Annotated in this window: 18 protein-coding genes; 10 read left to right on the top strand and 8 right to left on the bottom strand. The window is 70.2% G+C overall.

Annotated features, from left to right (window positions below; genetic code table 11):
- The first annotated feature begins 629 nt into the window (after window positions 1–629).
- From I0C86_RS17165 to I0C86_RS17140, 6 genes are all read left to right on the top strand, one after another.
- Window positions 630–1,019, top strand: a complete 390-nt coding sequence (locus tag I0C86_RS17165) for a hypothetical protein (RefSeq protein ID WP_196202239.1) — start codon at window positions 630–632, stop codon at window positions 1,017–1,019.
- A 191-nt stretch (window positions 1,020–1,210) separates the two neighbouring features.
- Window positions 1,211–1,762, top strand: coding sequence for an RNA polymerase sigma factor (locus I0C86_RS17160; protein WP_323373693.1), 552 nt, complete (start codon window positions 1,211–1,213; stop codon window positions 1,760–1,762).
- Window positions 1,759–2,553, top strand: coding sequence for a zf-HC2 domain-containing protein (locus I0C86_RS17155; RefSeq protein ID WP_196202238.1), 795 nt, complete (start codon window positions 1,759–1,761; stop codon window positions 2,551–2,553). The genes I0C86_RS17160 and I0C86_RS17155 overlap by 4 nt, the downstream gene beginning before the upstream one ends.
- A 191-nt stretch (window positions 2,554–2,744) precedes the next feature.
- Entirely contained in the window at window positions 2,745–3,548 is an 804-nt protein-coding gene (locus I0C86_RS17150; RefSeq protein WP_196202237.1) for an ABC transporter ATP-binding protein, read from the top strand.
- A complete protein-coding gene (locus I0C86_RS17145; RefSeq protein WP_196202236.1) occupies window positions 3,545–4,927 on the top strand; it encodes a hypothetical protein in 1,383 nt (460 codons plus the stop codon). Before I0C86_RS17150 ends, I0C86_RS17145 begins: the two co-directional genes overlap by 4 nt.
- Window positions 4,924–5,538 (top strand): hypothetical protein, encoded by a 615-nt coding sequence (locus tag I0C86_RS17140; RefSeq protein ID WP_196202235.1) that lies wholly within the window; start codon window positions 4,924–4,926, stop codon window positions 5,536–5,538. Before I0C86_RS17145 ends, I0C86_RS17140 begins: the two co-directional genes overlap by 4 nt.
- 44 nt (window positions 5,539–5,582) lie before the next feature.
- Here I0C86_RS17140 and I0C86_RS17135 read toward each other — a convergent pair whose 3' ends face one another.
- The 5 genes from I0C86_RS17135 to I0C86_RS17115 all read right to left on the bottom strand — a co-directional run bounded on the left by I0C86_RS17135 (window position 5,583) and on the right by I0C86_RS17115 (window position 12,562).
- Window positions 5,583–6,686, bottom strand: coding sequence for a PLP-dependent cysteine synthase family protein (locus tag I0C86_RS17135; RefSeq protein ID WP_196202234.1), 1,104 nt, complete (start codon window positions 6,684–6,686; stop codon window positions 5,583–5,585).
- Window positions 6,687–6,731: 45 nt separating this feature from the next.
- A complete protein-coding gene (locus I0C86_RS17130; RefSeq protein WP_196202233.1) occupies window positions 6,732–7,052 on the bottom strand; it encodes a MerR family transcriptional regulator in 321 nt (106 codons plus the stop codon).
- A gap of 593 nt (window positions 7,053–7,645) precedes the next feature.
- Window positions 7,646–8,515 carry a hypothetical protein gene (locus tag I0C86_RS17125; protein WP_196202232.1) on the bottom strand — a complete coding sequence of 290 codons (870 nt, stop codon included), beginning with the start codon at window positions 8,513–8,515 and terminating at the stop codon, window positions 7,646–7,648.
- 274 nt (window positions 8,516–8,789) lie between these two features.
- Entirely contained in the window at window positions 8,790–10,079 is a 1,290-nt protein-coding gene (locus tag I0C86_RS17120; protein ID WP_196202231.1) for a S8 family peptidase, read from the bottom strand.
- Between the two features lie 125 nt (window positions 10,080–10,204).
- Complete coding sequence (locus I0C86_RS17115) at window positions 10,205–12,562, bottom strand: cation-translocating P-type ATPase (RefSeq protein ID WP_196202230.1); 2,358 nt, start codon at window positions 12,560–12,562, stop codon at window positions 10,205–10,207.
- A 155-nt stretch (window positions 12,563–12,717) separates the two neighbouring features.
- Here I0C86_RS17115 and I0C86_RS17110 point away from each other — a divergent pair, with 155 nt between their 5' ends.
- A complete protein-coding gene (locus I0C86_RS17110) occupies window positions 12,718–14,409 on the top strand; it encodes a sensor histidine kinase (protein ID WP_196202229.1) in 1,692 nt (563 codons plus the stop codon).
- 36 nt (window positions 14,410–14,445) lie between these two features.
- On the opposite strand, the gene I0C86_RS17105 is transcribed toward I0C86_RS17110, so the two are convergent.
- On the bottom strand, window positions 14,446–15,177 hold the full coding sequence (locus I0C86_RS17105; protein ID WP_196202228.1) for a GNAT family N-acetyltransferase: 732 nt from the start codon (window positions 15,175–15,177) through the stop codon (window positions 14,446–14,448).
- 88 nt (window positions 15,178–15,265) lie between these two features.
- On the opposite strand from I0C86_RS17105, the gene I0C86_RS17100 reads away from it, so the two are divergent.
- Entirely contained in the window at window positions 15,266–15,802 is a 537-nt protein-coding gene (locus I0C86_RS17100) for a type 2 periplasmic-binding domain-containing protein (RefSeq protein WP_196202227.1), read from the top strand.
- Between the two features lie 132 nt (window positions 15,803–15,934).
- Window positions 15,935–16,576: a flavin reductase family protein gene (locus tag I0C86_RS17095; RefSeq protein ID WP_196202226.1), complete on the top strand. Its 642-nt coding sequence runs from the start codon at window positions 15,935–15,937 to the stop codon at window positions 16,574–16,576.
- 46 nt (window positions 16,577–16,622) lie between these two features.
- Here I0C86_RS17095 and I0C86_RS17090 read toward each other — a convergent pair whose 3' ends face one another.
- Both I0C86_RS17090 and I0C86_RS17085 read right to left on the bottom strand, forming a co-directional pair.
- On the bottom strand, window positions 16,623–19,772 hold the full coding sequence (locus I0C86_RS17090) for an ice-binding family protein (RefSeq protein ID WP_196202225.1): 3,150 nt from the start codon (window positions 19,770–19,772) through the stop codon (window positions 16,623–16,625).
- Between the two features lie 408 nt (window positions 19,773–20,180).
- A complete protein-coding gene (locus I0C86_RS17085) occupies window positions 20,181–20,837 on the bottom strand; it encodes an RlpA-like double-psi beta-barrel domain-containing protein (protein ID WP_196202224.1) in 657 nt (218 codons plus the stop codon).
- 273 nt (window positions 20,838–21,110) lie between these two features.
- Between I0C86_RS17085 and I0C86_RS17080 the strand changes: the two genes are divergently transcribed.
- Window positions 21,111–22,490, top strand: a complete 1,380-nt coding sequence (locus I0C86_RS17080) for a glycoside hydrolase family 18 protein (protein WP_196202223.1) — start codon at window positions 21,111–21,113, stop codon at window positions 22,488–22,490.
- Window positions 22,491–22,786: the final 296 nt, after the last annotated feature.

The raw sequence follows: 22,786 nt of genomic DNA, 5'->3' as shown, positions 1-22,786 counted from the left end.
CAGACGCAGACGTGCGCGCGGGGTCAAGGCAGCGTTAGCGTGGGACACGAAGGCCTCCTGGTTGGCGGAGCGGTTCCTAGACAGCTCCACTCCACAACCGGAGGCCTTCACCTACCTACGACATCAGGTCGTGTCGTCACACAATCTCGACCAACCTCCCTGGGCAGTACAGCTAGTGCATCTCGTAGTGCGTGGTTCGGCACGTGGCCACCTCGCTAGGACGTCTGGGACGTTTCTGGGAGCGTAGCGATAAACGTCCAGTCCGTCCCTAGAACGTCGTTCCCCGACCTAGCTAGCTCGCCTACGTTGCGTGTGGGACGTGCCGACCGGCCGTAGGGCCTGGTCAGTCGCAGTCAGGGTGCGCGTCCCCGCCGGTCCGGGGCCTTGTACGGGGCTCTCCGGACCGGCGCCGGAACAGGTGGCGAGTGGCGCTCCGTGATCGGTGATCCGGGGCGCCACGTCCGGAAGGGGATCACAGCGATGGATGCATGGGCCCGTTGGCGGGCGGACCGGTGGATAGAACGGCAGCACCGGGGTGGCGGCCGGTGCACCGAGTGTGGACGGCGCGGCGGATGCCTGGCGCTACTCGCCGTCGTACGCCGCAAGATGGCCCGGTCCCGCTCATGGGGATGACCGAGGGTCCGCACGGGGCGGCGATAGACGCCGCGTACGACATCATCAGCACGCACGCCAGTGGCGGCGACTGCGGAGCCTGCCGGCTCGACTGGTGCCCGACCGCCGAGTGGGCACTGTGGGTTGTCGTCGCTGAGCCGGCGGCGGCACGCCCCGATGCCCGGCAAATGGTCACGGTCGTGGCCCGTCAGGTGATGGCCGCGCACTGGCCCAGCGCCGTCGACGGCTGCCGCCCCTGCGGACTGCCGGACTGCGACCGGATCCGGACAGCCGGCCCGTGGCTCGAAGTCCACGACCCGGGGTACATACCGCCGCCGATCCAGGCGCTGATGCGGTCCAGGCGGCCGACCGACGACGAGCTACGCGACATCACCGGAATGGATTGACGGAGGACCTTGTGGTTGTGCACCGGGTTCAGGAGGGCCCGCTGTGCAGGTAGAGCTTCTGATGCTGTCGGGTCTCACCACCATGGCACCCTGGTTGCGGGCGCCGAGGCCTCGCGCATCGACAGCGTGAATGTGACGCGGGTCACTGGCAGGAGAGAACCGATCCGGGGGTACCCGTCGTCTTGCCTGATGTGAGACGAAGCCTGGACGAACTCGACGAGGGCGAGCTGCTGCGCCGCGTCGCTCGGGGCGACCGGCGTGCCTTCGACGAGTTGTACCGGCGTACCTCGCCCTGGTTGACCGTACGGCTGCGTCGGCGGTGCGCCGACGAGGACGTGGTTGCCGAGGTGCTCCAGGACACCTACCTGGCGGTGTGGCGCTCGGCCGGCAGTCAGGCGCACGCCTCGACCGGCGGCAGCGCGCTGGGCTGGTTGTGGACGATCGCCGCCCATCGACTCGTCGACGCGTTCCGGCAGCGGGCCCGGCGGGAGCGCATGCCGGCGGTGCGGACCTTCGAGCCGGTGGCTCCGGCGGCCGAGGAGGAGGCACTGGCCGGCGGAATGGACGCCGACCTGGAGCGGGCCCTGCTGGCGCTGCCGGCGGAGCTGCGTCAGGTGCTACGGGCGATGGTGCTCGACGGGTTGACCGCCCGGGAGACCTCGCTGCTGCTCGGTATGCCGGAAGGGACCGTGAAGACCCGCGCGCGGCGGGCCCGGATCGCCCTGCGGGAGGCGCTGTCATGACCACTCATCCGACCTCCGCCCTGATCTCCCGGTACGCCGTGGGCGCCGCCGACGTCGACGACGCGACCGTCTGGGCCGTGGAGGCACACCTGGAGTCCTGCGCCGCCTGCCGGACGTTGTTGGCGGACGCCGTCGACCCGGGCACCCGGGACCTGCTGGGCCGGGTGGCCGACGGAATCGCCGACGGGATCGCCACCGGCCCGGGTCCGGTGCGCCGTCGGCGGTTGCGGCGTACCGGGGTCGCGGCCCGGGTGCTGCCCTGGCTGGCCACGGCGGCCGGACTGATGCTGGCCGCCGTCGTCTTCGAGCGGACCTTCGAGAGCCTGCCGTCGCTGGTGCTGCTGCTCTCGCCGGTGGCGCCGCTGCTGCCGGTGGCCGCCGCCTGGAGCCGGCGTACCGATCCGGCCTGGGAACTACTGGCCACGATGCCCCGGGCCGGGCTGTGGCTGCTGCTGCGCCGTACGTTGGCGGTGCTGGCGGTGGTCGTTCCGGTCCTGGCGGTGGCGGGCTGGTGGACCGGACAGTCGCCGGCCCTGTGGTTGCTGCCGGCGCTGGCCTTCACCGCCGGAAGCCTGGCGTTGGGCGGGCTGGTGGGGGTGGACGTCGCCGCGCTCGGCTTGGCGGTCGCCTGGTCCGCCGCCGTGGTGGCGCCGAGTCTGGCCGGCAGGCGGCTGCCGGCGATCCTGGCCGGCGGAAGCTGGCCCGGCTGGGCGGTGATCACCGTGGCGTTGCTGGCCGTGGTGCTCGTCCGGGCCGCCGACCACCGCCATCTCGGCGCCGGCCGTACCTGAGACGGTTCCGGCGTCAGTCGTACCCGAGGCAGTTCCGGCGCCGGCCGTACCCGATTCGGTTCCGGGGGGAACGCCCCCGGCCGGGCCAGCACCCTCCCCGACGCCCGGCCGGGGGCAGACCGCGACACCGAACATCTTCACGACAACCCATCCAGGTGGCGCATCCGCGCTGCCCGACGAATGGAGACATCATGATGCGCGCGGTCAGCGCGGCGGAGATCGCACCGACCACCTACCCGTGGACGGTGCACGCCGAGAATCTGGTCGTCCGGGCCGGACGACATCTGGCGGTCAACGGGCTCGACCTGGCGCTGGGCACCGGCGTGCACGGGCTGCTCGGCCCCAACGGCGCCGGCAAGACGACGCTGATGCGCGCCTTGGCCACGGTGGTGAAGCCGGCCGGCGGCCGGCTGACCCTGCTCGGCGACGACCTCACCGGCCGCGCGGACCCGCGTCGGGTACGCCGCAGCCTGGGCTACCTGCCGCAGCACTTCGGCTTCTACCCCCGCTTCACCGTCCGGGAGTTCGTCGAGTACATGGCCTGGCTCAAGGAGATGCCGAGCGCGGTCGTCCCCGGTGCCGTCCAGCGGGCCATCGAACGGGTGGGCCTGACCGACCGCGCCGACTCCCGGATGAAGACGCTGTCCGGCGGCATGCTGCGGCGGGCCGGCATCGCGCAGGCCCTCGTCAACGACCCGCAGGTGCTACTGCTCGACGAGCCGACCGTCGGCCTGGATCCGGAGCAGCGGATGGGCTTCCGTGACCTGCTGCGGGAGCTGGGCATGGACAGTTGCGTGCTGGTCTCCACCCATCTGGTCGAGGACGTCGCGGTGGCCTGCACCGACGTGGTGCTGCTTCACGAGGGCCGGCTGGTCTGGCAGGGCAGTACGGCGGAACTGGCCCGGCAGGGCGGGGCCGGGAACGCCGGTGACAGCGCCACCGAACGTGGCTACTCGGCGTTGCTGCACGCGTACCGGGGGCAGGTGGCGGGATGATGGGCCGGATTCTGCGCATCGAGCTGCGGCGCTCGGCGGCGCTGGGAGTCGCCCTGTTGTCGCTGGTGGTCGCTACGGCGACGCTGCTGTCGTACACCGAGGGGTTTGCCGGGCGGTGGATGCAACTCGCGGTGTCCGGCCGGTCGTTGTTGATGGTGATGTGCCCGCTGGCGCTGGCCGGCGGGGCGTGGCTGGGCCGGCGGGACAGCCGCAGCCGGGTCGACGAGTTGTTCACCAGTACCGCCAGGCCACGGTGGCAACGCGTCCTACCGACCGCGGGCGCGCTCGCGATCACGCTGGTGACCGCGTACATCCTGATGCTCCTCATCGGGGCGGCCTGGGTCCTGCCGACCGCCGGGTACTTTCCGATCGCCGCGATCGCCGTCAGCGCCGTCGGCGTGCTGTCCCTGATCGCCGCCGGCTGGCTGGGTATGGCAGCCGGCCGGGCGATGCCCCGGCTGGTCACCGCGCCCGCGCTCGCGGTGGTGTCGGTGGCCCTGCTGGCGCTGCTGCCCGACTACCTGTCCGTCGCCTCCATGGTCGAGGATCGGTCCGATCCGGCGGCCCTGCTGCTCACCCCGGTCTACATCGGCGGCCTGGACGACCTCCAGACGGTCGTGGCCCGGGTCAACCTCACCCAGGCGCTGTGGCTGGCGGCCCTCGCGGCCACCGGGTTGCTGCTGCTCGGCGCGGTCGGCCGTCGCGCCATCACGCTCGCCGTGCTTCCGGCGGTGCTCGGCGCCGCCGTCGCGATACCGCTCATGCCCACCGGCGGCTACGACGCGGCCGCCGCCGTCGACCCGGACGCCGCCGAGCTGGTCTGCGACAACGACGGCTGGCAGGTCTGCGTCACCCGGGCACACGCCGGGCTGCTGCCCGACGTCGTCGGCCCGGCCCGGCTGGCCCTGACGATGATGGCGGCGAAGCTGCCGGGCGCCCCCAGCCGAGCGGTGGAAACCCGCCGGGTCCAGTCCTGGGCGCAACCGGACGACGCTGCCCCGGCGGCGAAGGCGGATCGGGCCCACACGCTCGTCTTCGACGCTCCCCCGATCGGGCGTACCGGGCGCGCCGACCTTACGGACGCGGACTTCCTGCCGGGCCTGCTCGAGGCCGCCTGGCGGCAGGACTGCGGCGGCCAGCAGGAGGACCAGGACGCGTACCTCGCGCGGACGGTGGCCGCCGCCTGGCTGACCGGTCAACTGCCTGTGGCGCAGAGTTGGTGGGTACCCGGGGACCCCGAGCGGGTGTCCGCCGCCTACCAGACGCTCATCGGGCTGCCGGAGGCCGAGCAAGAACGCCGGATGGTGGAGGCCCGCGATGCGGCGCTGGCCTGCCGGACCGACGCCCTCAGGTCGATCCTGCCCACGGACGGCCCATGAGGTTCCTCCGGCTGTACCTGCGCTCCCGCCGGGTTCCCCTCGCGCTGGCCACCGCGACAGCGGCGATCACGGGTGTCTGGGCACTGTGCCTGGTCTACTCCGACACCCCGACCATCGACGCTAAAGGGGTGAGCCTCACCGTGATGCTCGCGGTGGCCGCGCTCGCCCCCACCCTCGGCGGCGCCGACGACGCCCTCGACCAGACCGCGTCGATCAACTGGCCGACCCGCCGGGCCGGACACCTGCTCCTCGTCGCCACCGCGATCGTCGCGCTGCTGCTGCTCAGCACGCTCACCGACGCGCGCTTCGCACCGGTGGGCCTCGTGCTGCGCAACACTGCCGGCCTGCTCGGACTCGCCGCCCTCGGCGCCGCTCTGTTCGGCACCGCCCGCTCCTGGATCGCCCCGTTGACCTGGACTCTCGTCTCGGTCCTGCCACTGGTACACGCCAGCCCGGAGGTATCGATGCAGATCCTCGGCTGGCTGGTGCAACCGGCCGGCACCACCGCCGCCACCACCTGCGCCGCCGTCCTGGGGGTGACCGGCCTGCTCGCGTACGCGCTGCGCGGCTGTCCCCGGCACCCCGCCGCCGAAACAGCGCCCGACCGCTGAGGGCGCCCGACCTCGGCCCTGCACCCGGGCTCCGGGAGTCCGGCTCAGTGCGCGCTGCGATCCGGTGGCAACCAGCGGCCACCGGCGAGGAAGCCCTCGATCGCCGCGGCGTACGGGGCCGGGTCGAGGTTCCTGCCCGCCACCCACCCGTCGTCGTGGTACGTACGCAGGTGCCGATCGGCGGCGTCGCCCACCAGGGACACCACCGAGCCCCCGACGCCCCGGTCCCGCAGTTCGGCGACAAGGTGCAGCGCTCCCCACAGGTTGGTCCCGGTGGATCCGCCGACCGCCAGCCCGGTACGCGCCCGTACCGCCCGGGCGGCGGCGACGCTGGCCGCATCGGGGACGGGGATCACGAGGTCGATCAGGGCGGGTACGAAGCCCGGCTCCATCCGGGGCCGACCGATGCCCTCGATCCGGGACGGCATCCCGGTGCCGTAGTCGGCGGCTCCGCTGGCCCAGCCGGGAAAGTACGCGGAGTTTTCCGGGTCGACGACCGCAAGTCGACTCGGCAGCCCGTGGTACCGGATGTGCCGGCCCAGCGCCGCCGAGGTGGCACCCGTACCCGCTCCGACCACGACCCACTGCGGATCGTCGCCGGCCACCTCCCGATGCTGGTCGAAGAGTTCACCGGCGAGGCTGTCGCCGCGCCAGTCGATGGCACGCTCGGCCCAGGTGAACTGGTCGAGGTAGTGACCGCCGACGTCGGCCGCCAGGCGCCGGGCCGTCTCGTAGATCGCCAGCGGCGGTACGACGAACTCGCACCGCCCGCCCAGCGCCTCGACGGCGGCGGCCCGAGCCGGATCGGCCCTGCCCGGCATCACCGCGACGTACGGCAGGCCGAGCAGTCGGGCGAAGTACGCCTGCGCCACGGCGGCGTTGCCTCCGGTGGCCTCCACCACCGTCGTGCCTTCGGTGATCCGGCCGGACGCGATGGCGTACCGAAACATCGCCCTGGTCGCGCGGTGCTTGACGCTGCCGGTGGGCTGCGCCGACTCGTCCTTGAGGTATAGCGCGACACCCCACTCGGGCGGCAGCCGAAACGGCACCAGCGGGGTCGGTCCCGCCTGTTCGGACTCGGTTGTCAGACGCCCGATGGCCCGTGCCGCCCACCGGGTGGAGTGCTCGCTGTCCGCCACGCCGACCATGGAACCAGATTCGGCAGGCCCCCACCGGACCGGGCGACGCCCGACCTATCCGTCGGCTGAATCCTGCTGCCGGAGTTGCTCGTTCAGCCTCAGGGCTTCCTGTAACTGGTCTTCGAGGATGATGATGCGGCAGGCGGCTTCCAGGGCGGTGCCCTGGTCGACCAGTTCGCGGGCCCGGGCGGCCAGCCGAAGCTGGTACCGGGAGTAGCGGCGGTGGCCGCCCGCCGAGCGCTGCGGCTCGATCAGCTTCGCCTCGCCGAGGCTGCGCAGGAACCCCGGGGTGGTGCCGAGAATTTCCGCTGCCCGCCCCATCGTGTAGGCGGGGTAGTCCTCGTCATCGAGAAACATGTTCGCGTCTTGGCCCATCTAGCCTCCACATCGAGGGCCCCGGTGCATATATGCACCGGGGCCCAGGGTTTTGGGTCTTAACACCATCTACCGACGTTGCCGCCGGCTTGTCGTATCCGCACCGACCGCTCGAAGCGGTTGGCGGTGCGAGGATCGCATAATCGTGACCGGAGACCACCTTTCGTTCCGATGGGACTACGGTGTCCGCTCCACGCGCAACCGCGGGTAGCGGGCGATCCAACGGTGTGAGCCCCTCCCTTTCCTCTGCTTCCACTGTCACTTTCACTTCTTTACTTCGCGTTCGTCACTGCCGGAGCCCCTTGCAACCTCATGGCCCCATGCACTTGCGACGAACCGTCCTGCCGGTCGGAGTCCGGATGGTGCGCGGCTCCGACACGTCCGCTCGTCGTGTCCTCACGGCCGAGCGGTGGTACGTCTGCGTCTTTGGTAATCCTTGCTCTCTTGACAAGAGAGAACGTTAGCCGACGCGGCGCCGAATGTCTACCGCAACCACGATAGATTTTGTCTTCCGCTGACCCGAGCATGCCTCGGAACAGCGAGGATCCCCGACCGCCTCCCGGCGAACGGGGATCCTGGGCAGCACCGACCGGTCAGGCGCAGACGGCGTAGGCGCGGACGCCCCAGTTGCCGGCGAAGCCGTTCTCGTCCTCCATCCCGGTCACGGTGACCGAGGTCGTCGAGGTGGCGAGGACCCCGGTCATCCGGACCTGGCCCGCACCACCCTCGATCTCCCCACCGACGCCGTGCACCCGCGTGCCCGAGGGGCAGGTGGCGGTGTTGGTCTTGACACCGGTCGAGTCGAGCAGGCCGAACGGCCCCGCCACCCGTTGCAGGCTGGCCGGCGGCGTCACGCAGATCGCCTTGGCGGCGATGCTCCAGTTCGCGGCATAGCCGTTCGCGTCCTCGGCGCCGGTCACCGTGACGCTGCTCAGGTTGGCGTCCGGACGCAGTTCCTCCAGGATCACCTGGCCGAGCCCGCCGGACAGTTCGCCGCCGACGCCGAGCGCCTTCTTCCCGGCCGTGCAGGGCAGGGTGACCGACTTGTTGGTCGAGTTGTCCGGAGAGAACATCGCCTCGGTCTCCAGGCCGGCGGGAGCCGGGGCGCAGAGCGACACGGTGGTGATCGACCAGCTTCCGGCGAACCCGTTGTCGTCCTCCCGACCGGTCACCGAGTACGCGCTCCCGTCGTTCAGCGGCAGCATGGTGTCCATCACCACCTGGCCGGAAGCCGTGTTGATCCGGCCGCCGCCGCCAAGCACGGTGGTACCGGCCGGGCACTGCGCGTTCGTCGTCTTCCATGCGCTGTTGACGGGTCCGGTGGTCTGGACCCGAACCAGGCCGGGCACCGCCTGTGCCGGCGCGACCACCACCAGCTGACTCGCCAGGACCGCGGCGGCGGCCAGGTTCACCCCGGCCAGGATCCGGCGGGTACGTGCGGGACCATTCTGACGTACGTTCATCGGGCAGCCTCTTCTCTTTCGCCTCTTCGGTAATCGGGTCGCCCGTACTGTCAATTCGATGACAGTTCCGTCGCGCTCGACGATGCGGCGGTTGACCCTGCTCCGACCTGGGGTTCTCCCGGTCAGAAAAGACGGTACGAGAAACGCTCTACAGTCGACTCACCATTTCGTGCCAGGGTGCCGGAGAGCAGAAATGCCCGGAATCAGCAACGCCGAAATGGTACGGGAGCCGCCCCGTCCGAGGCGACTCCCGTATTGACCGGGCGAAATCAGGTCAGCCGACGTACAGCAGCAGGTTGACGGTGTTCGTGTAGATCCAGTCCAGCCGGTCCGGGGTGGCCGTGGAGACGAGTTCGTCGCGTACCTGGGCCGGCGTCCAGCCCGGATGTGCGGCGAGCAGCAGCGCCGCCGCCCCGGCCACGTGCGGGCTCGCCATCGACGTACCGCTGCGGATGTACTGCTGCGTGTCGCTGGCGTGCCCGGCGGAGACCACGTTCAGCCCCGGCGCGAACAGGTCGACGCAGGGTCCCTGGTTGGTGCTGGGCCAGGTGCCGTCGTCGGACTCCGAGGCGCCGACCGTGATCGCCTCCGGCAGCCGGGCCGGGGTCTTCGCGCAGGCGTCACTGCTGTTGTTGCCGGCCGACACCGCGTAGGTGATGCCCTCGTCGATGGAGTTGGCGATGGCGCTGTCCAGCGTCCCGCCCGGATCCGACGTGGCGGGCGTGTAGCCGAGGCTCAGGTTGGCCACCGCCGGTGCGACGGCGTTGGCGGTGACCCAGTCGACCGCCGCGACGACCGTGGCGAGGTCCCCGGCGCCGATGCAGTCGAAGACCCGTACGGCGACCAGGGTGCTCTCCTTCGCCACCCCGTACGCGGTGCCGCCGACCGTTCCGGCGACGTGCGTGCCGTGCCCGTTGCAGTCGTCGGCGGCTCCCCCGTCGACGAGGTCGATTCCCTGCACCGCCCGCCCGCCGAAGTCCTGGTGCGTCATCCGGATCCCGGTGTCGACGACGTACGCGTGCACGCCCTCACCACCGTCCGAGGGGTACGTGTAGGAACTGCTCAGCGGCAGGTCCTGCTGGTCGATCCGGTCGAGTCCCCAGGATGGCGGGTTCGGCTGGGTGTCGTCGAGCGTCACGACCTGGTTCTGCTCGACGTACGCGACGGCCGGGTCGGCGGCGATCTTCCGGGCCAGCGCCGCACTGCCGGTCACCGAGAAGCCGCGCAACGCGGACGTGTACTGGTGGCCGACGACCCCGCCGTACCGTCGGGTGAAGTCCCGGGCGGTCTGGCCGACGGCCGCGCGGGCGGCACCGGCGTCCTTCAACACCACCAGATAGCTGTTCGGAATCGCTGTCGGCGCAGCGGCGTTGCGGATTCCGTCCGCCGTGCCGGAGCCCACCGTCCCGCCCCCGCCCGCCCCGGAGCCCGGTGCGGCCGGTCCGGCCGGTGCGGCCGACGCGACCGATGCCGGACCGGCCACCCCGAGCCCGGGCCCGACGACCAACCCGACGACCAACGCGACGGCGACGCCGAACCTCCCGGACCGACCTCGATTGTCCATCGACGATCTCATCTCCCCGTGTCCCCTTCCGATCGGTCGGCGTGACGGTCCCCGTGGACCGTTGCGCCGGAACCCATCGACGCGAGGCTACATTTCGATGTATCCAAATAGGAATGATGTCCCGTTCACCGGGCCGCGCGGGGACGCAGCCCGGCCCGGATCAGCTCCAGCAGCAGCCCGGCGACGACCGCCAGCGCCACCGCGATCCCCGGTGCGGTCGTTCCGACCAGGCTCAACTGGAAGAACTCCTGGAGGAACGGCACCAGCAGCACGACCACGAACGCCGTACCCATCACCGCGACGAGCAGGATCCGCCACCAGGTGTACGGGCGGGCGATGATGGCCACCGCCCAGAGTCCGACCAGGAACAGGGTCAGCGTCGCGGCCGAGGTCTCCGCGGCCAGGTCGCCGCCGTAGACATTCCGGGCCAGCAGGTACGACGTGATGGTCGCCGCCATCGCCACGAGCCCGCCCGGTACGGCGAACCGCAGCACCCGGCCGACGAAGCCGGGCCGGGCCCGTTCGTTGCCCGGCGCGAGCGCCAGGAAGAACGCCGGAATGCCGATGGTCAGCGACGAGATGATGGTCAGGTGCCGGGGCAGGAACGGGTACGGCACCTGGGTCAGCACCACGATGACGGCGAGCAGCACCGAGTAGACGGTCTTGGTCAGGAAGAGGTTCGCGACCCGCTCGATGTTGCCGATCACCCGTCGGCCCTCGGCGACCACCGCCGGCAGCGCGGCGAAGTTGTTGTCCAGCAGGACGATCTGGGCCACCGCCCGGCTGGCCGGGCTGCCCGAGCCCATCGCCACCCCGATGTCGGCGTCCTTCAGCGCGAGTACGTCGTTGACCCCGTCGCCGGTCATCGCCACGGTGTGCCCCCGGGCCTGGAGTGCCGCGACCATGTCCCGCTTCTGCTGCGGCCCGACCCGACCGAACACCGTGTGCCGGTCCACCGCCTCGGCAAGCTCCGCCGGATCGGTCGGCAACTCCCGGCCATCGACCGGGTTCTCCGCCCCGGCCAGTCCGAGGCTACGGGCGACGGCACCCACCGACAGCGCGTTGTCCCCGGAGATGACCTTGACCGCCACCCCCTGCTCGGCGAAGTACCGCAGCGTCCGCGCCGCCTCCCCCCGCACCCGCTGCCCCAACACCACCATCGCGACCGGATGTAAGGAAGGGCCCCTTGTTATCGCTTTCTGTATAAGAAGGGCCCCCTCCTCACATCCCTGCCGGGCCAGCAGCAGTACGCGGAGTCCCTGGGCGCCGTAATGGTCGGCCTCGACGAGTGCCGGGTGGCCGGGCGGGAGCAGTACGTCGGGGGCGCCGAGCCGCCACTGCGCGGTGTCGCCGGACGGGTCGGTCAGGGTGGCGCCGCTCCATTTCCGGGCGGACGAGAACGGGGTCCGGTCCTGGACGGTCCAGCCACCACCCGGTGCCGGGTACGCCTCGATGATCGCGCGCAGGCTGGCGTTGGGTCGCTCGTCGGCAGCGCCGAGCATGCCCAGTACCTCTGCTACCGGGGCGTCCGGGGCGAGGCGGCGTACCTCGGTCACGTCCATGGCGGTGTCGGTGAGGGTTCCGGTCTTGTCCAGGCAGACCACGCTGACCCGGGCCAGCCCCTCGATCGCCGGCAGTTCCTGCACGAGGCAGCGCCGCCGGCCGAGCCGGATCACGCCGACCGCGAAGGCCACCGAGGTGAGCAGCACCAGTCCTTCCGGAACCATCGGAACCAGGCCGGCGACCATCCGCCGGACGGCCTCGGGCAGGTTGTCCGAGTTGACCAGGTACTGGCTGATGATCAGCGCCAGTCCGGTCGGGATGATCAGCCAGGTGACGAACCGCAGAATGGTGTTGAGGCCGCCGCGCAGTTCCGAGTTGACCAGGGTGAACCGGCTGGCCTCCTCGGCCAGCCGCGCCGCGTACGCCGCCCGGCCGACCTTGGTCGCGGTGAACGCCCCACTGCCGGCGGTGACGAAGCTGCCGGAGAGCAGAGGATCGCCGGCCTGCTTGATCACCGGATCGGCCTCGCCGGTCAGCAGCGACTCGTCGACCTCCAACTGTTCCGCCTCGGTGACCACTCCGTCGACCGCGATCTGGTCCCCGGGTCCCAGTTCGATCAGGTCGTCCAGCACGAGGTCGGCGGCGGCCACCTCGACGGCCTGCCCGTCCCGCCGGACCACCGGGTGGGCCGCGCTGACGATCGCCAGCCGGTCCAGGGTCCGTTTGGCGCGCAGTTCCTGGATCACGCCGATCAGCGTGTTGGCGATGATCACGCCGCCGAAGAGCGCGTCCTGGATCGGGCCGACGGCGAGGATCACCCCGAACAGCACGCCCATGATGGCGTTGATCCGGGTGAACAGGTTGGCCTTGACGATCTCCCCGACGCTTCGGCCGGACCGGACCGGTACGTCGTTCACCTGGCCCGTCGCGATCCGCTCGGCGACCTGGGCCGTAGTCAGCCCGGCTTGCACTGTCAGCATGCCGTCGAAGATACGAATCCGGCTCCGGCGACCGATGCGGCCGATGGTCGACCCCGGACCCTGACCTTTCTCAGGGTCGCCGTCGCCGTTTTTCCGGGTACCGGGGCGCCGTTCCCCGATCGCGGACACCCGGTCGGCGCCGTAGCGTCGGAACGGTGCGGCGCCTTGCCATGGACATCCTGCTCTGGACGCCTCTCTCCGTCCTGGTCGGACTCTCCTGGACCGGGCATCGGGCGTACCCGGTCGGGCTTCTGGTCGTCGGGCTGGCGGTCTGGGCCGGCGCGGTGGCGGTCAGCCGCCGGGCCCCGGTGGTTCCGCTCCTCGTCGTGGTCGGGCTCTGTGTCCTGGACGGCAACTACTCGTTCGGCCTGCCGATGGTCAGCTATCTGCTCGGCCGGCGGATGGCCACCATCTGGCCGGCGGCGGCGAGCTTCTCCGGGCTGGCGCTGGTCGGTACCCCGGTGGTGCTGGCCCAATACGATTTCATCAGTTGGGCGACGCAGGTCGGTGCGCTGATCTACGCCGGGCTGTTTCCGTGGCTGCTGGGGCGGTACCGGCGCCAGCAGCGCGAACTGCTCGCCGCCGGTTGGGAACAGGCCGAGCAGTTGGAGCGTGAGCAGCGGATCCTGGCCCGGGAGGTGCGGCTGCGCGAGCGGGCCCGGATAGCCGAGGACATGCACGATTCACTCGGGCACGAGTTGAGCCTGCTCGCGCTCCGGGCCGGCGCACTGGAACTCACCACCGGGCTCGACGAGCGGACCCGCGCGGTGGCCGGACAGTTGCGGGCGGGCGCGGCGGCGGCCACCGGGCAGCTCCGGGAGGTGATCGACGTGCTCCGGGACGATCCACCGGCCGAGGCGCCGGTCCGGCCGGCCGGGGAGAGCGTCGCCGAACTCGTGCGCCGGGCCCGCGCGGCGGGCATGCCGGTGGAACTGCACCGGGCGGATCCGCCGGAACCGCCGAAGCCGTCGGAACCGCCAGAACCGCCGAAGCCGTCGGAACCGCCAGAACCGCCGAAGCCGTCGGAACCGCCAGAACCGCCGGAACCGCCGGAGCCGTCGCCGGCGCTGGTGGACCGGGCCGTCCACCGGGTGGTGCAGGAGGCGCTGACCAACGCCAACAAGCATGCCCCGGGCGCCGCGACCACCGTGCGGCTCGATTCCGACGCCGACGGGACGGTCCTGGTCAGCGTCGTGAACGCCCGGCCGCCGACCGCACCCGGGGCCGCGACCGCACCCGGGGCCGCGACCGGTCACGGTGGTCGTGGCGGTCGCGGCGGTCACGGTCTGGTCGGGCTTCGCGAGCGGGTACGGCTCGCCGGCGGCACCCTGCACGCCGGCGAGCGGGACGGCGGCTTCGAGGTCGTCGCGCGGCTGCCCAACCAGGCCGGACGGGCTGGGCTGGCCGGACGGGCTGGGCTGGCCGGACGGGCTGGGCTGGCCGGTCCACCGAGCCCGGAGCCCGGATCGGCGCTGGACCGGCGCCGGCTGGTCCACCGGGAGGCGCGGCGCGGGCTGGTCGGCGCCGCGATGGTGCTGACCACTCTCGCGGTGACGCTGGGCGGTACGGCGCTCGGCTACTACCTCTACGCGACCAGCAGTTCGGTACTCGATCCGACGACGTATGCGGGGCTGGAGGTGGGGCAGAACTGGACCGTGGTGGCCCCGTTGCTGCCCAGCCGGGAGACTCTCGAACCACCGGAGCCGGATCCGTTGCCGAGGCCGGCCGGTGCGCAGTGCCGGTACTACCGCTCGCACGGCGACGTCCTACAGCCACGGTTCGACGTCTACCGGATCTGCGCGGCGGACGGACGGCTGGTGGCGAAGGACGTGCTCCGGCCGTCCTGACCGGTGATCTGTCAGTCGGCCCGACCGGGTTGTCCCTCAGCGATGCTGGAGCCATACGTTCGGCTCGACGTATACGCCGTGGTCGGTGGCGTGATCGATGTGCAGGACGCTCAGCCCGTCCGGGATGACGAAGCTCCCGGAGTCGGGGAACGCCATCCCGGTCCAACTCTGCCACTGCGCGACGGTGCCGGTGATGACCTGCGACCGGGGAGCCGTCGCCACGATCCGGGCGCCGAGCCGGCAGTGGGTACGGATCCACGGGTCGAACGGAGTTCCGTCCGTGCGGGTCCAGCCGGCGTACCGGTCGATCGGGGTGAGCGGGTAGCGGGACTTCAGGGTCGGCCGGACCGGACAGATCACCCGCGGCCAACCGGCCCGTCCGGCGAGTTCGCGGAGTGCCCCCAGCAGTTCGCCGGCGAGGCCCTGACCCTGGCGGTCGGGGCGGACGGCAGCGGCGAGAATGGCAAGGGTGTCGGGCCGCCGCCCGGTGTCGTACGCGGCGAGGGCCCGGGCCAGTGAGTCGTTGTAGCCGGCGGGAAGGTCGTCGACCTCGCCGCTCCAGCACAGCGGTACCGCCCAGCCCGCCGCCACGATCTCGTCGTCGTCGAGCAGTACGACCTCCAACTCGGCGAAGAGTTCGCGGACCCGGCCGAGGTGCCGGGAGGTCTCCTGATCGTGGAAGACGAACTCGGGCCAGCCGGCGGTGAGCCAGGCCAACTGGTCTGCCGGTCGTGGTCGGGCGTGCAGCGGTTGCGCGACGATCGCCATGGCGTCGATTCTGCTGTGGAGCCAGCGGTACCACCCCGACGAATCGGACCAATCAGGAGTAAACTACTCTGTGTGCCCGGAGGGTGACATGGAGGCACGGAAAGTCGTACGAATCGCCGCAGTGCTGGTGGCTGCCACCATCGCGGTCTGCCACGCGTACCGGACAGGGTCCGATGAGCCGCCGACGCCTCCGGCCTCCGGTACGGACGTCCTCAACCTGCGGGGCGTACGCGACGTCGAGTTCGGCGACACCGAACAGGAGCTGCTGCGACGCGGCCAGTTGCATCCCGAGCCGGAACTGGCCTGCGGGTCGAGCCTCACCGACCCTCCGGCGGTCAGCCCGGTCTTCGCCGACGACCGACTGGTGCTGCTCTGGGCCAGCCCACCGGTGAAAACCCCGGAGGGCGTCACCGCAGGCACCCCGGTCGAGCAGGTACGGGCCGCCTATCCGGCCGCGACCCGGTTGACCGCGCCGGCGGGGACGTACCGGTTCGACGGGCTGCTCGCCCGGCAGGGCGACCGGGCGTACCTGTTCCTGCACGACGGTCGGACGGTCCGGAAGACCGTCGCCGGGTACGCCGACTACGCGCAACAGTTGTTCGACGAGGGCTTCGGCACCTGCTGACGACGGCGACGTCGAGGAGGCGGCGGACCGGTACCCGGCGTCCCGACACCACGTCCGACCGGCCCGACCGGTACGGAGCGCGATGTCCGATGCCCGCCAGCAGCCCCGCCCGGTGTTGGCGAGAGTTGACGCATGCACATCGTCCCAGGGCTCAAGGTGTTGTACTTCGGCACGCCAGTGGTGCTGATCAGCTCGCGTAACTCCGACGGCACCGCGAACCTCGCGCCGATGTCGTCGGCCTGGTGGCTCAACCAGTCGGCCATGCTCGGCCTCGGCAACAGCGGCCAGACGACAGCGAACCTGCTGCGCGAGCGCGAATGTGTACTCAACCTGCCTTCGTCGTCGATGGTCGACGCCGTCGACCGGATCGCCCTCACCACCGGAAAGCGGGCCGTGCCGGAGCACAAGCTACGCCAGGGCTACCGGTACGAGCCGGACAAGTTCTCGGCCGCGGGCCTGACCGAGCAGGCATCGGAACTGGTCCGGGCACCCCGGGTCGCGGAGTGTCCGATCCAGTTGGAGTGCCGGGTCCGTTCGGCACACCCGTTCGGCGACCCCCGGCCGGAGTGCACCGCCTTCGAGGTGGAGGTGCTCCGAACCCACGTCGAGGAGCGTCTCCTCATCCCCGGGACGCACTACGTGGACCCGGCCGGCTGGGATCCGCTGATCATGAAATTCTGCGAGTTCTTCGGCGGTGGCCAGAACGTACACCCGTCGAGGCTCGCCGACGGCTGGAACATGCCACACCACCTGCCCGTGGCCTCCTCCGCCTGACGACGGTCCGCCCGGACGGCCCTCCCGCCCCTCTCCTGCGTCGAGGTCAGGCGATGTAGCGTCTGCGGCGGGTGAACCGGTTATTGATCGTCAGGAGCGCCACACCAAGGCCGATCATGGCCAGGGCGACAGCGACATAGATTGATCCTCGGCTACCGGTGACGGGCAGAACAGGTCGTACCTTCCCGACGGTGAGGCTTGCCGAGGCGGGGGCACCCGGGCCGCTCTCGACCGAGGTGACCGCGACCGTCGTATTGACCTTCGTTCCAGTGGTCTTGCCGGTGACGTTGACCGACACCGTGCAACTCCCGTTGGCCGGCAGGGTGGCACCGAACAGGCTGATGCTGCTGCTGCCGGGACTCGCGACGATCGTGCCGGAGGCGCAGTTGGTCTGCGCGGCGTTGGGCGTGGCGACCACCAGTCCCGAAGGGAGGTTGTCGACAAAGCTGACGCCGGTCAGCGACCTGCCCGAGTTGGGGTTGGTGAGACTGAAGCTCAGCGACGTCGTCCCGTTCAGGGGGATGGTGGCTTCCCCGAAAGTCTTGGAGATCGTCGGTGCTGCGGCGACTCTGACCGTGATGCTTGCCGCCGCAGGGGTGCCCGGGCCGCTCTGGTCCGAGTCGACGGGGCCGCTCGTGTTGACCTTCGTACCGCTGGTCGTGCCGGTCACGTTGACCGAGAAGGTGCAACTTCCACCCGCCGGCAGGGCAGCACCCGCCAGGCTGATGTTGCCACCACCAGCCGTAGCCGTGATCGTCCCACCACCACACGAACCACTCACACCATTGGGAGTGGCGACCACCAGCCCCGCCGGCAACGCGTCGGCGAATTCAACACCGGTCAACGCCGTACCCGTGTTGGGGTTGGCGATGGTGAAGCTCAGCGACGTCGTCCCATCGGCCTCGATGACGGCGTCCCCGAAAGCCTTCGAGATCGTCGGTGCCACGGGAATCCTGACCGTGATGCTTGCCGCCGCGGGAGCACCCGGGCCGCTCTGGTTGGAGTCGACGGGGCCGCTCGTGTTGACCTTCGTACCGCTGGTCGTGCCGGTCACGTTGACCGAGAACGTACAACTTCCACCCGCCGGCAGGGCAGCACCCGCCAGGCTGATGTTGCCACCACCAGCGGTAGCCGTGATCGTCCCACCACCACACGAACCACTCACACCATTGGGAGTCGCGACCACCAGCCCCGCCGGCAACGCGTCACTGAAGCCAACGCCGGTCAACGCCGTACCCGGATTGGGGTTGGCGATGACGAAACTCAGCGACGTCGTCCCATCGGCCTCGATGATGGGGTCCCCGAAAGCCTTCGAGATCGTCGGCGGCGCGACGACCGCAGCCGCCACCGCGACGCTCGCCGAGGCAGCGGCACCGGGGCCGCTCTGGTTGGAGTCGACTGGGCTACTCGTGTTGACCTTCGTACCGCTGGTCGTGCCGGTCACGTTGACCGAGAACGTACAACTTCCACCCGCCGGCAGGGCAGCACCCGCCAGGCTGATGTTGCCACCACCAGCCGTAGCCGTGATCGTCCCACCACCACACGAACCACTCACACCATTAGGACTCGCCACCACCAGCCCCGCCGGCAACGCGTCACCGAAGCCGACACCGGTCAACCCCGTACCCGGATTTGGGTTCGTAATGGTGAAACCCAACGACGTCGTCCCGTTCAGAGGAATGATCGGGTCTTCGAAAGCCTTCGAGATCGTCGGCGGCGCGACGACCGCGGCGCCGACCGCGACGCTCGCCGAGGCAGCGGCACCGGGGCCGCTCTGGTTGGAGTCGACGGGGCTACTCGTGTTGACCTTCGTACCGCTGGTCGTGCCGGTCACATTGACCGAGAAGGTGCAACTCCCACCCCCCGGCAGGGCAGCACCCGCCAGGCTGATGTTGCCACCACCAGCGGTAGCCGTGATCGTCCCACCACCACACGAACCACTCACACCATTAGGAGTGGCGACCACCAGCCCAGCAGGCAACGCGTCACCGAAGCCGACACCGGTCAACCCCGTACCCGGATTGGGGTTCGTGATGGTGAAACCCAACGACGTCGTCCCGTTCAGAGGAATGATCGGGTCTTCGAAAGCCTTCGAGATCGTCGGCGGCGCGACGACCGCAGCCGCCACCGTGACGCTTGCGGCCGCCGGGGCACCCGGACCACTCTGGTTCGAGTCGACGGGGCCACTCGTGTTCGCCTTCGTACCGCTGATCGTGCCGGTCACGTTGACCGAGAACGTGCAACTCCCACCCGCCGGCAGGGCAGCACCCGCCAGGCTGATGTTGCCACCACCAGCCGTAGCCGTGATCGTCCCACCACCACACGAACCACTCACACCATTAGGACTCGCGACCACCAGCCCAGCAGGCAACGCGTCACCGAAGCCGACACCGGTCAACCCCGTACCCGGATTTGGGTTCGTGATGGTGAAACCCAACGACGTCGTCCCGTTCAGAGGAATGATCGGGTCTCCGAAAGCCTTCGAGATCGTCGGCGGCGCGATGGACGGGGTGCAGAACGGTCGCGTGATGGTGTTGTGGATCAGCGTGACGGCACCGTTCCGAGCCAATACCCGTCCGATCACGGTGGCTCCTTCGCCCAACGTCGCTGATTGCAGCGCCAGGATGCTTCCGGCGAAGATGGTTCTGGTGTTCAGGGTCGCCGAGCTGGTCACCTGCCAGAACACGTTGCACGCCTGAGCCCCGCGAGTCAGGTTGACCCGGCTGTCAGTCGCGGTGATCAGGCTGGATCCCGCCTGGAAGATGAACACCGAGTTGGGATCATTCTGCCCGTCCAGCGTGAGAGTGCCGGTCAGAGCCATGGTGTCGGGTGACTCGTACACCCCGGCGACCAAGGTCTGGCCGCCGAGGTCCGAACTCACCGTACTGGTCGCCGGCTGCGCCGCGGCAAAGTTGTACGCCGTGGTCAGCGCGGACTGGGCCTGCATCGCTTCGGTGTCACCGACGTGTATCTCGCCGTTCACCACGGGGGCGCCGGTGAGCGACGTGCCTGGCCAGACCCCAAGGTCCCCGTTGATGACCGAGGGGCCGACGGGGGGCGGGACATCCGTGACCGCCTGGCCCCCCAGCACTCCGTAGGTCTCGGCGACTCCCAAGGGGACCGGAGGCTGAGCCCACGCCGCCGGCATCCCCACCATCCCGACAAAGATGATGGTGGCGGCGATGGCCCCCGCCATCGGCACCGCAGTAAACCAACGGCGTCGTCCAGGAGACGCCAAACGGATCACCGACACGGAATTCCCCCACCGATCAAGATCCTGCCCCGGGCAAGATTCAGTACGTGAAAGTTATTGATCAGCCCTGAGTCGACAGACGGCACTGGAGGGCGATTTCAGGAGTTTATTCCTAAGTGCGGTCATAGTTGCATCAAATGCCCCACAAATGGCGCAACAGGGCATAGCCGGCGTGTCTTTGGTCGGTTACGGGCGCCGGAGATTGGCCGACCCGCAGTTCCGGACCGGCCGCCTCGCGACGACCCGTGCCACCGCGCGTCCTGTCGGAGGACCTGCGCAGAGTCCGCCGACCACAGGACCGCAGCGGAGATCGCGCCCCCAGCACGGCAGAGTGCCGGGAAGCGGTTTCGGTCAGCCGACCCGCTCGACCACGGGCCGCCGGATCACGAACTTGCCCGGCTCGCGGACCTGCTCGTACGCCGCACTGTTGAGCAGCACGCAACTTCCCGAAGGGCTGGTCACCTTGACCGTGATGCTCCTGTTGTTGTCCAGGTTCGTGACCTTGAGCGTGGTACCGATCGGGAACGTCCCGCTGGACGCCGCCGGTGCGGCATCCTCGTTGAACAGCGTCACGGTCGACCCCTTGCAGACGACGGTGCCCGCCGGTTCGGCCCCGCCGCCGGAGCTGGCGGGCGGTGTGGCCGGCGGCTTCACCACAGGCGGCTTCGCGGCAGGCGGGACCGTGGTCGGGTCGGCAGCGACCGGCGGGTGCGCGGGGGCGTCGGCGCGGACATCGGCGGTACAGCCGGCCGTTGCGCGACGCTGCTGGATCAGGTCGACCACGGCCTGCCGGTTGGCGATCCGCGCGTCGGACTGGGCGTCCGGGTTGGCCTGCTGGCCGGCGATGAAGTTCAGGTTGTTGCGCAGTGCGGTGTCCAGGCCGGCGCAGTTCTCGCCCGCGTTGCCGAGTCCGGTGCCGACGGCCAACGCGCCGCCGAGCAGGGCCGTCGCCGCGACGCCCAGGAAGATCTTCCGCGTCCGGCCGCTCGCCCTGCTTCGCCTGTACATGCACCGCTCCCTCGATCGTCCGCTGCCCGGTCGCAGCTACCGATGGGTACGGAGGCGGGGATCCCAGTAGATCAGTTCAGACTCCTAAATATTTTTTTAAGTCCTGTCGCGCGCCCAAGGTCGCGTCACGCGTCCACACCGGACCACAGGGGAAGGTCGCCATGACAGCGCGCGAACGGCCCTTGACCGTACGACACCGGCGGCCCTACCTTTGCCGTCATCGGAAACTTTCCTAACCATTAGCTGTCGCTCCAACCCCCGTCAGGAGTGCATATGCGCGGATCCGTCCTCCGTCGACTCAGCACCGCGACCGCCGCGACCGCCGTCACGGCGATCACCGCCCTGCTGGCCGGCATCGCCGTACCCTCGGCATCGGCCGCCCCCGGCACACCGTCCAAGCACGACGCCGGCCAGCGGGACGGCTTCGTCAAGGTCGGCTACTTCACCCAGTGGGGCATCTACGGGCGAGCCTTCACGGTCAAGAAGCTTCACGACTCGGGTGCCGCGCTCCGGCTCACCCACCTCAACTACGCGTTCGGCAACGTCAGCCCGGACGGCCGCTGCTACGTCGACGGCGCGGCACCCGAGGGCGACGCCTGGGCCGACTACCAGCGGCCGGTCCCGGCGCAGGAAAGCGTCGACGGTGTCGCCGACACCTGGGGTGAGCCGCTGAACGGCAACTTCGGGCAACTCCAGAAGCTCAAGGCGATCCACCCCGACCTGAAGGTGCTGATCTCGCTCGGTGGATGGAGCTGGTCGACGCACTTCTCCAACGCCTCGCTGACCCCCGAGTCTCGGCGGAAGTTCGTCGCCTCCTGCATCGACCTCTACATCAAGGGCAACCTGCCCAACCCGGACGGCAGCGCAGGTGGACCGGGCTCACTCGCCGGGGTCTTCGACGGCATCGACCTCGACTGGGAGTGGCCGGGCTCGGCCGGCGACGTGGACACGGTCCATCGACCCGAGGACAAGCAGAACTTCACCGCACTGGTCGCCGAATTCCGCCGGCAACTCGACGCGGCCGGCAGGCCGGCCCGCAAGCACTACGAACTGACCGCCTTCGTACCGGCCCACCCGGCCGCGATCGACGCGGGCTTCGAGGTCCGACAGGTCTTCAAGAACCTCGACTTCGCCACCGTGCAGGGGTACGACTTCCACGGCAGCTGGGAACCGGTCGCCAACCAGCAGTCCGCGCTGCGGGTACCGGCCGGAGCCACCGAACCCGACTTCGCGGTGGACCGGACCATCGACGCCTGGCTCGACCGGGGTGCCGAGCGCGGCAAACTGGTGCTCGGCATCCCGTACTACGGCCGGGGATGGGCCGGCGTGACCGGCGGCCGCAACGGCCTTCTCGGCACCTCCACCGGCGGCGCGGCCCCGGCGACCTTCGAGGCCGGCTACGAGGACTACAAGGTCCTCAAGACCAAGGTCGGCCAGGACGGCTTCAAGGTCTACCGCGACCTCCGCGCCGGCACCGCCTGGCTCTACGACGGTACGACCTTCTGGACGTACGAGGATCCCGCGGTCGTACTCCAGAAGACCCTGTTCATCCGGTCCCAGCGACTCGGCGGCGCGATGGTCTGGTCGCTCGACGGCGACGACGACCAGGCGACGCTGACCCGAACCATCGACCTCGGCCTCCGGACGCGGTAACCGGCCCGACCGACCGGCGCCGGAACGCCCGGCGTGATCCCACCCGGGATCGCGCCGGGCGTTCCGCGAAACCGTGCCGGCGCGACGCCCCATCGGAGCGCGCCACCGGGGCCACAAACGGGGCGCGTCCCCACCAACCATCGCAACGGGTATATCCGGCCGAGATTGCCCCACCCCCCAGGGCTGCGAAACAAATCTTGCGATCGGATGAAACCATCTGGGCGCCGATGGCCTTTGGTAGGTAGAAGGCCCGCGAATTTCGGGCGGGCAAGGAGCGATGACCGAAAGTATCTGAT

Source organism: Plantactinospora alkalitolerans, assembly GCF_015690345.1.
GTDB lineage: Bacteria > Actinomycetota > Actinomycetes > Mycobacteriales > Micromonosporaceae > Plantactinospora > Plantactinospora alkalitolerans.
This window is presented reverse-complemented; position numbering and strand designations above follow the sequence as displayed.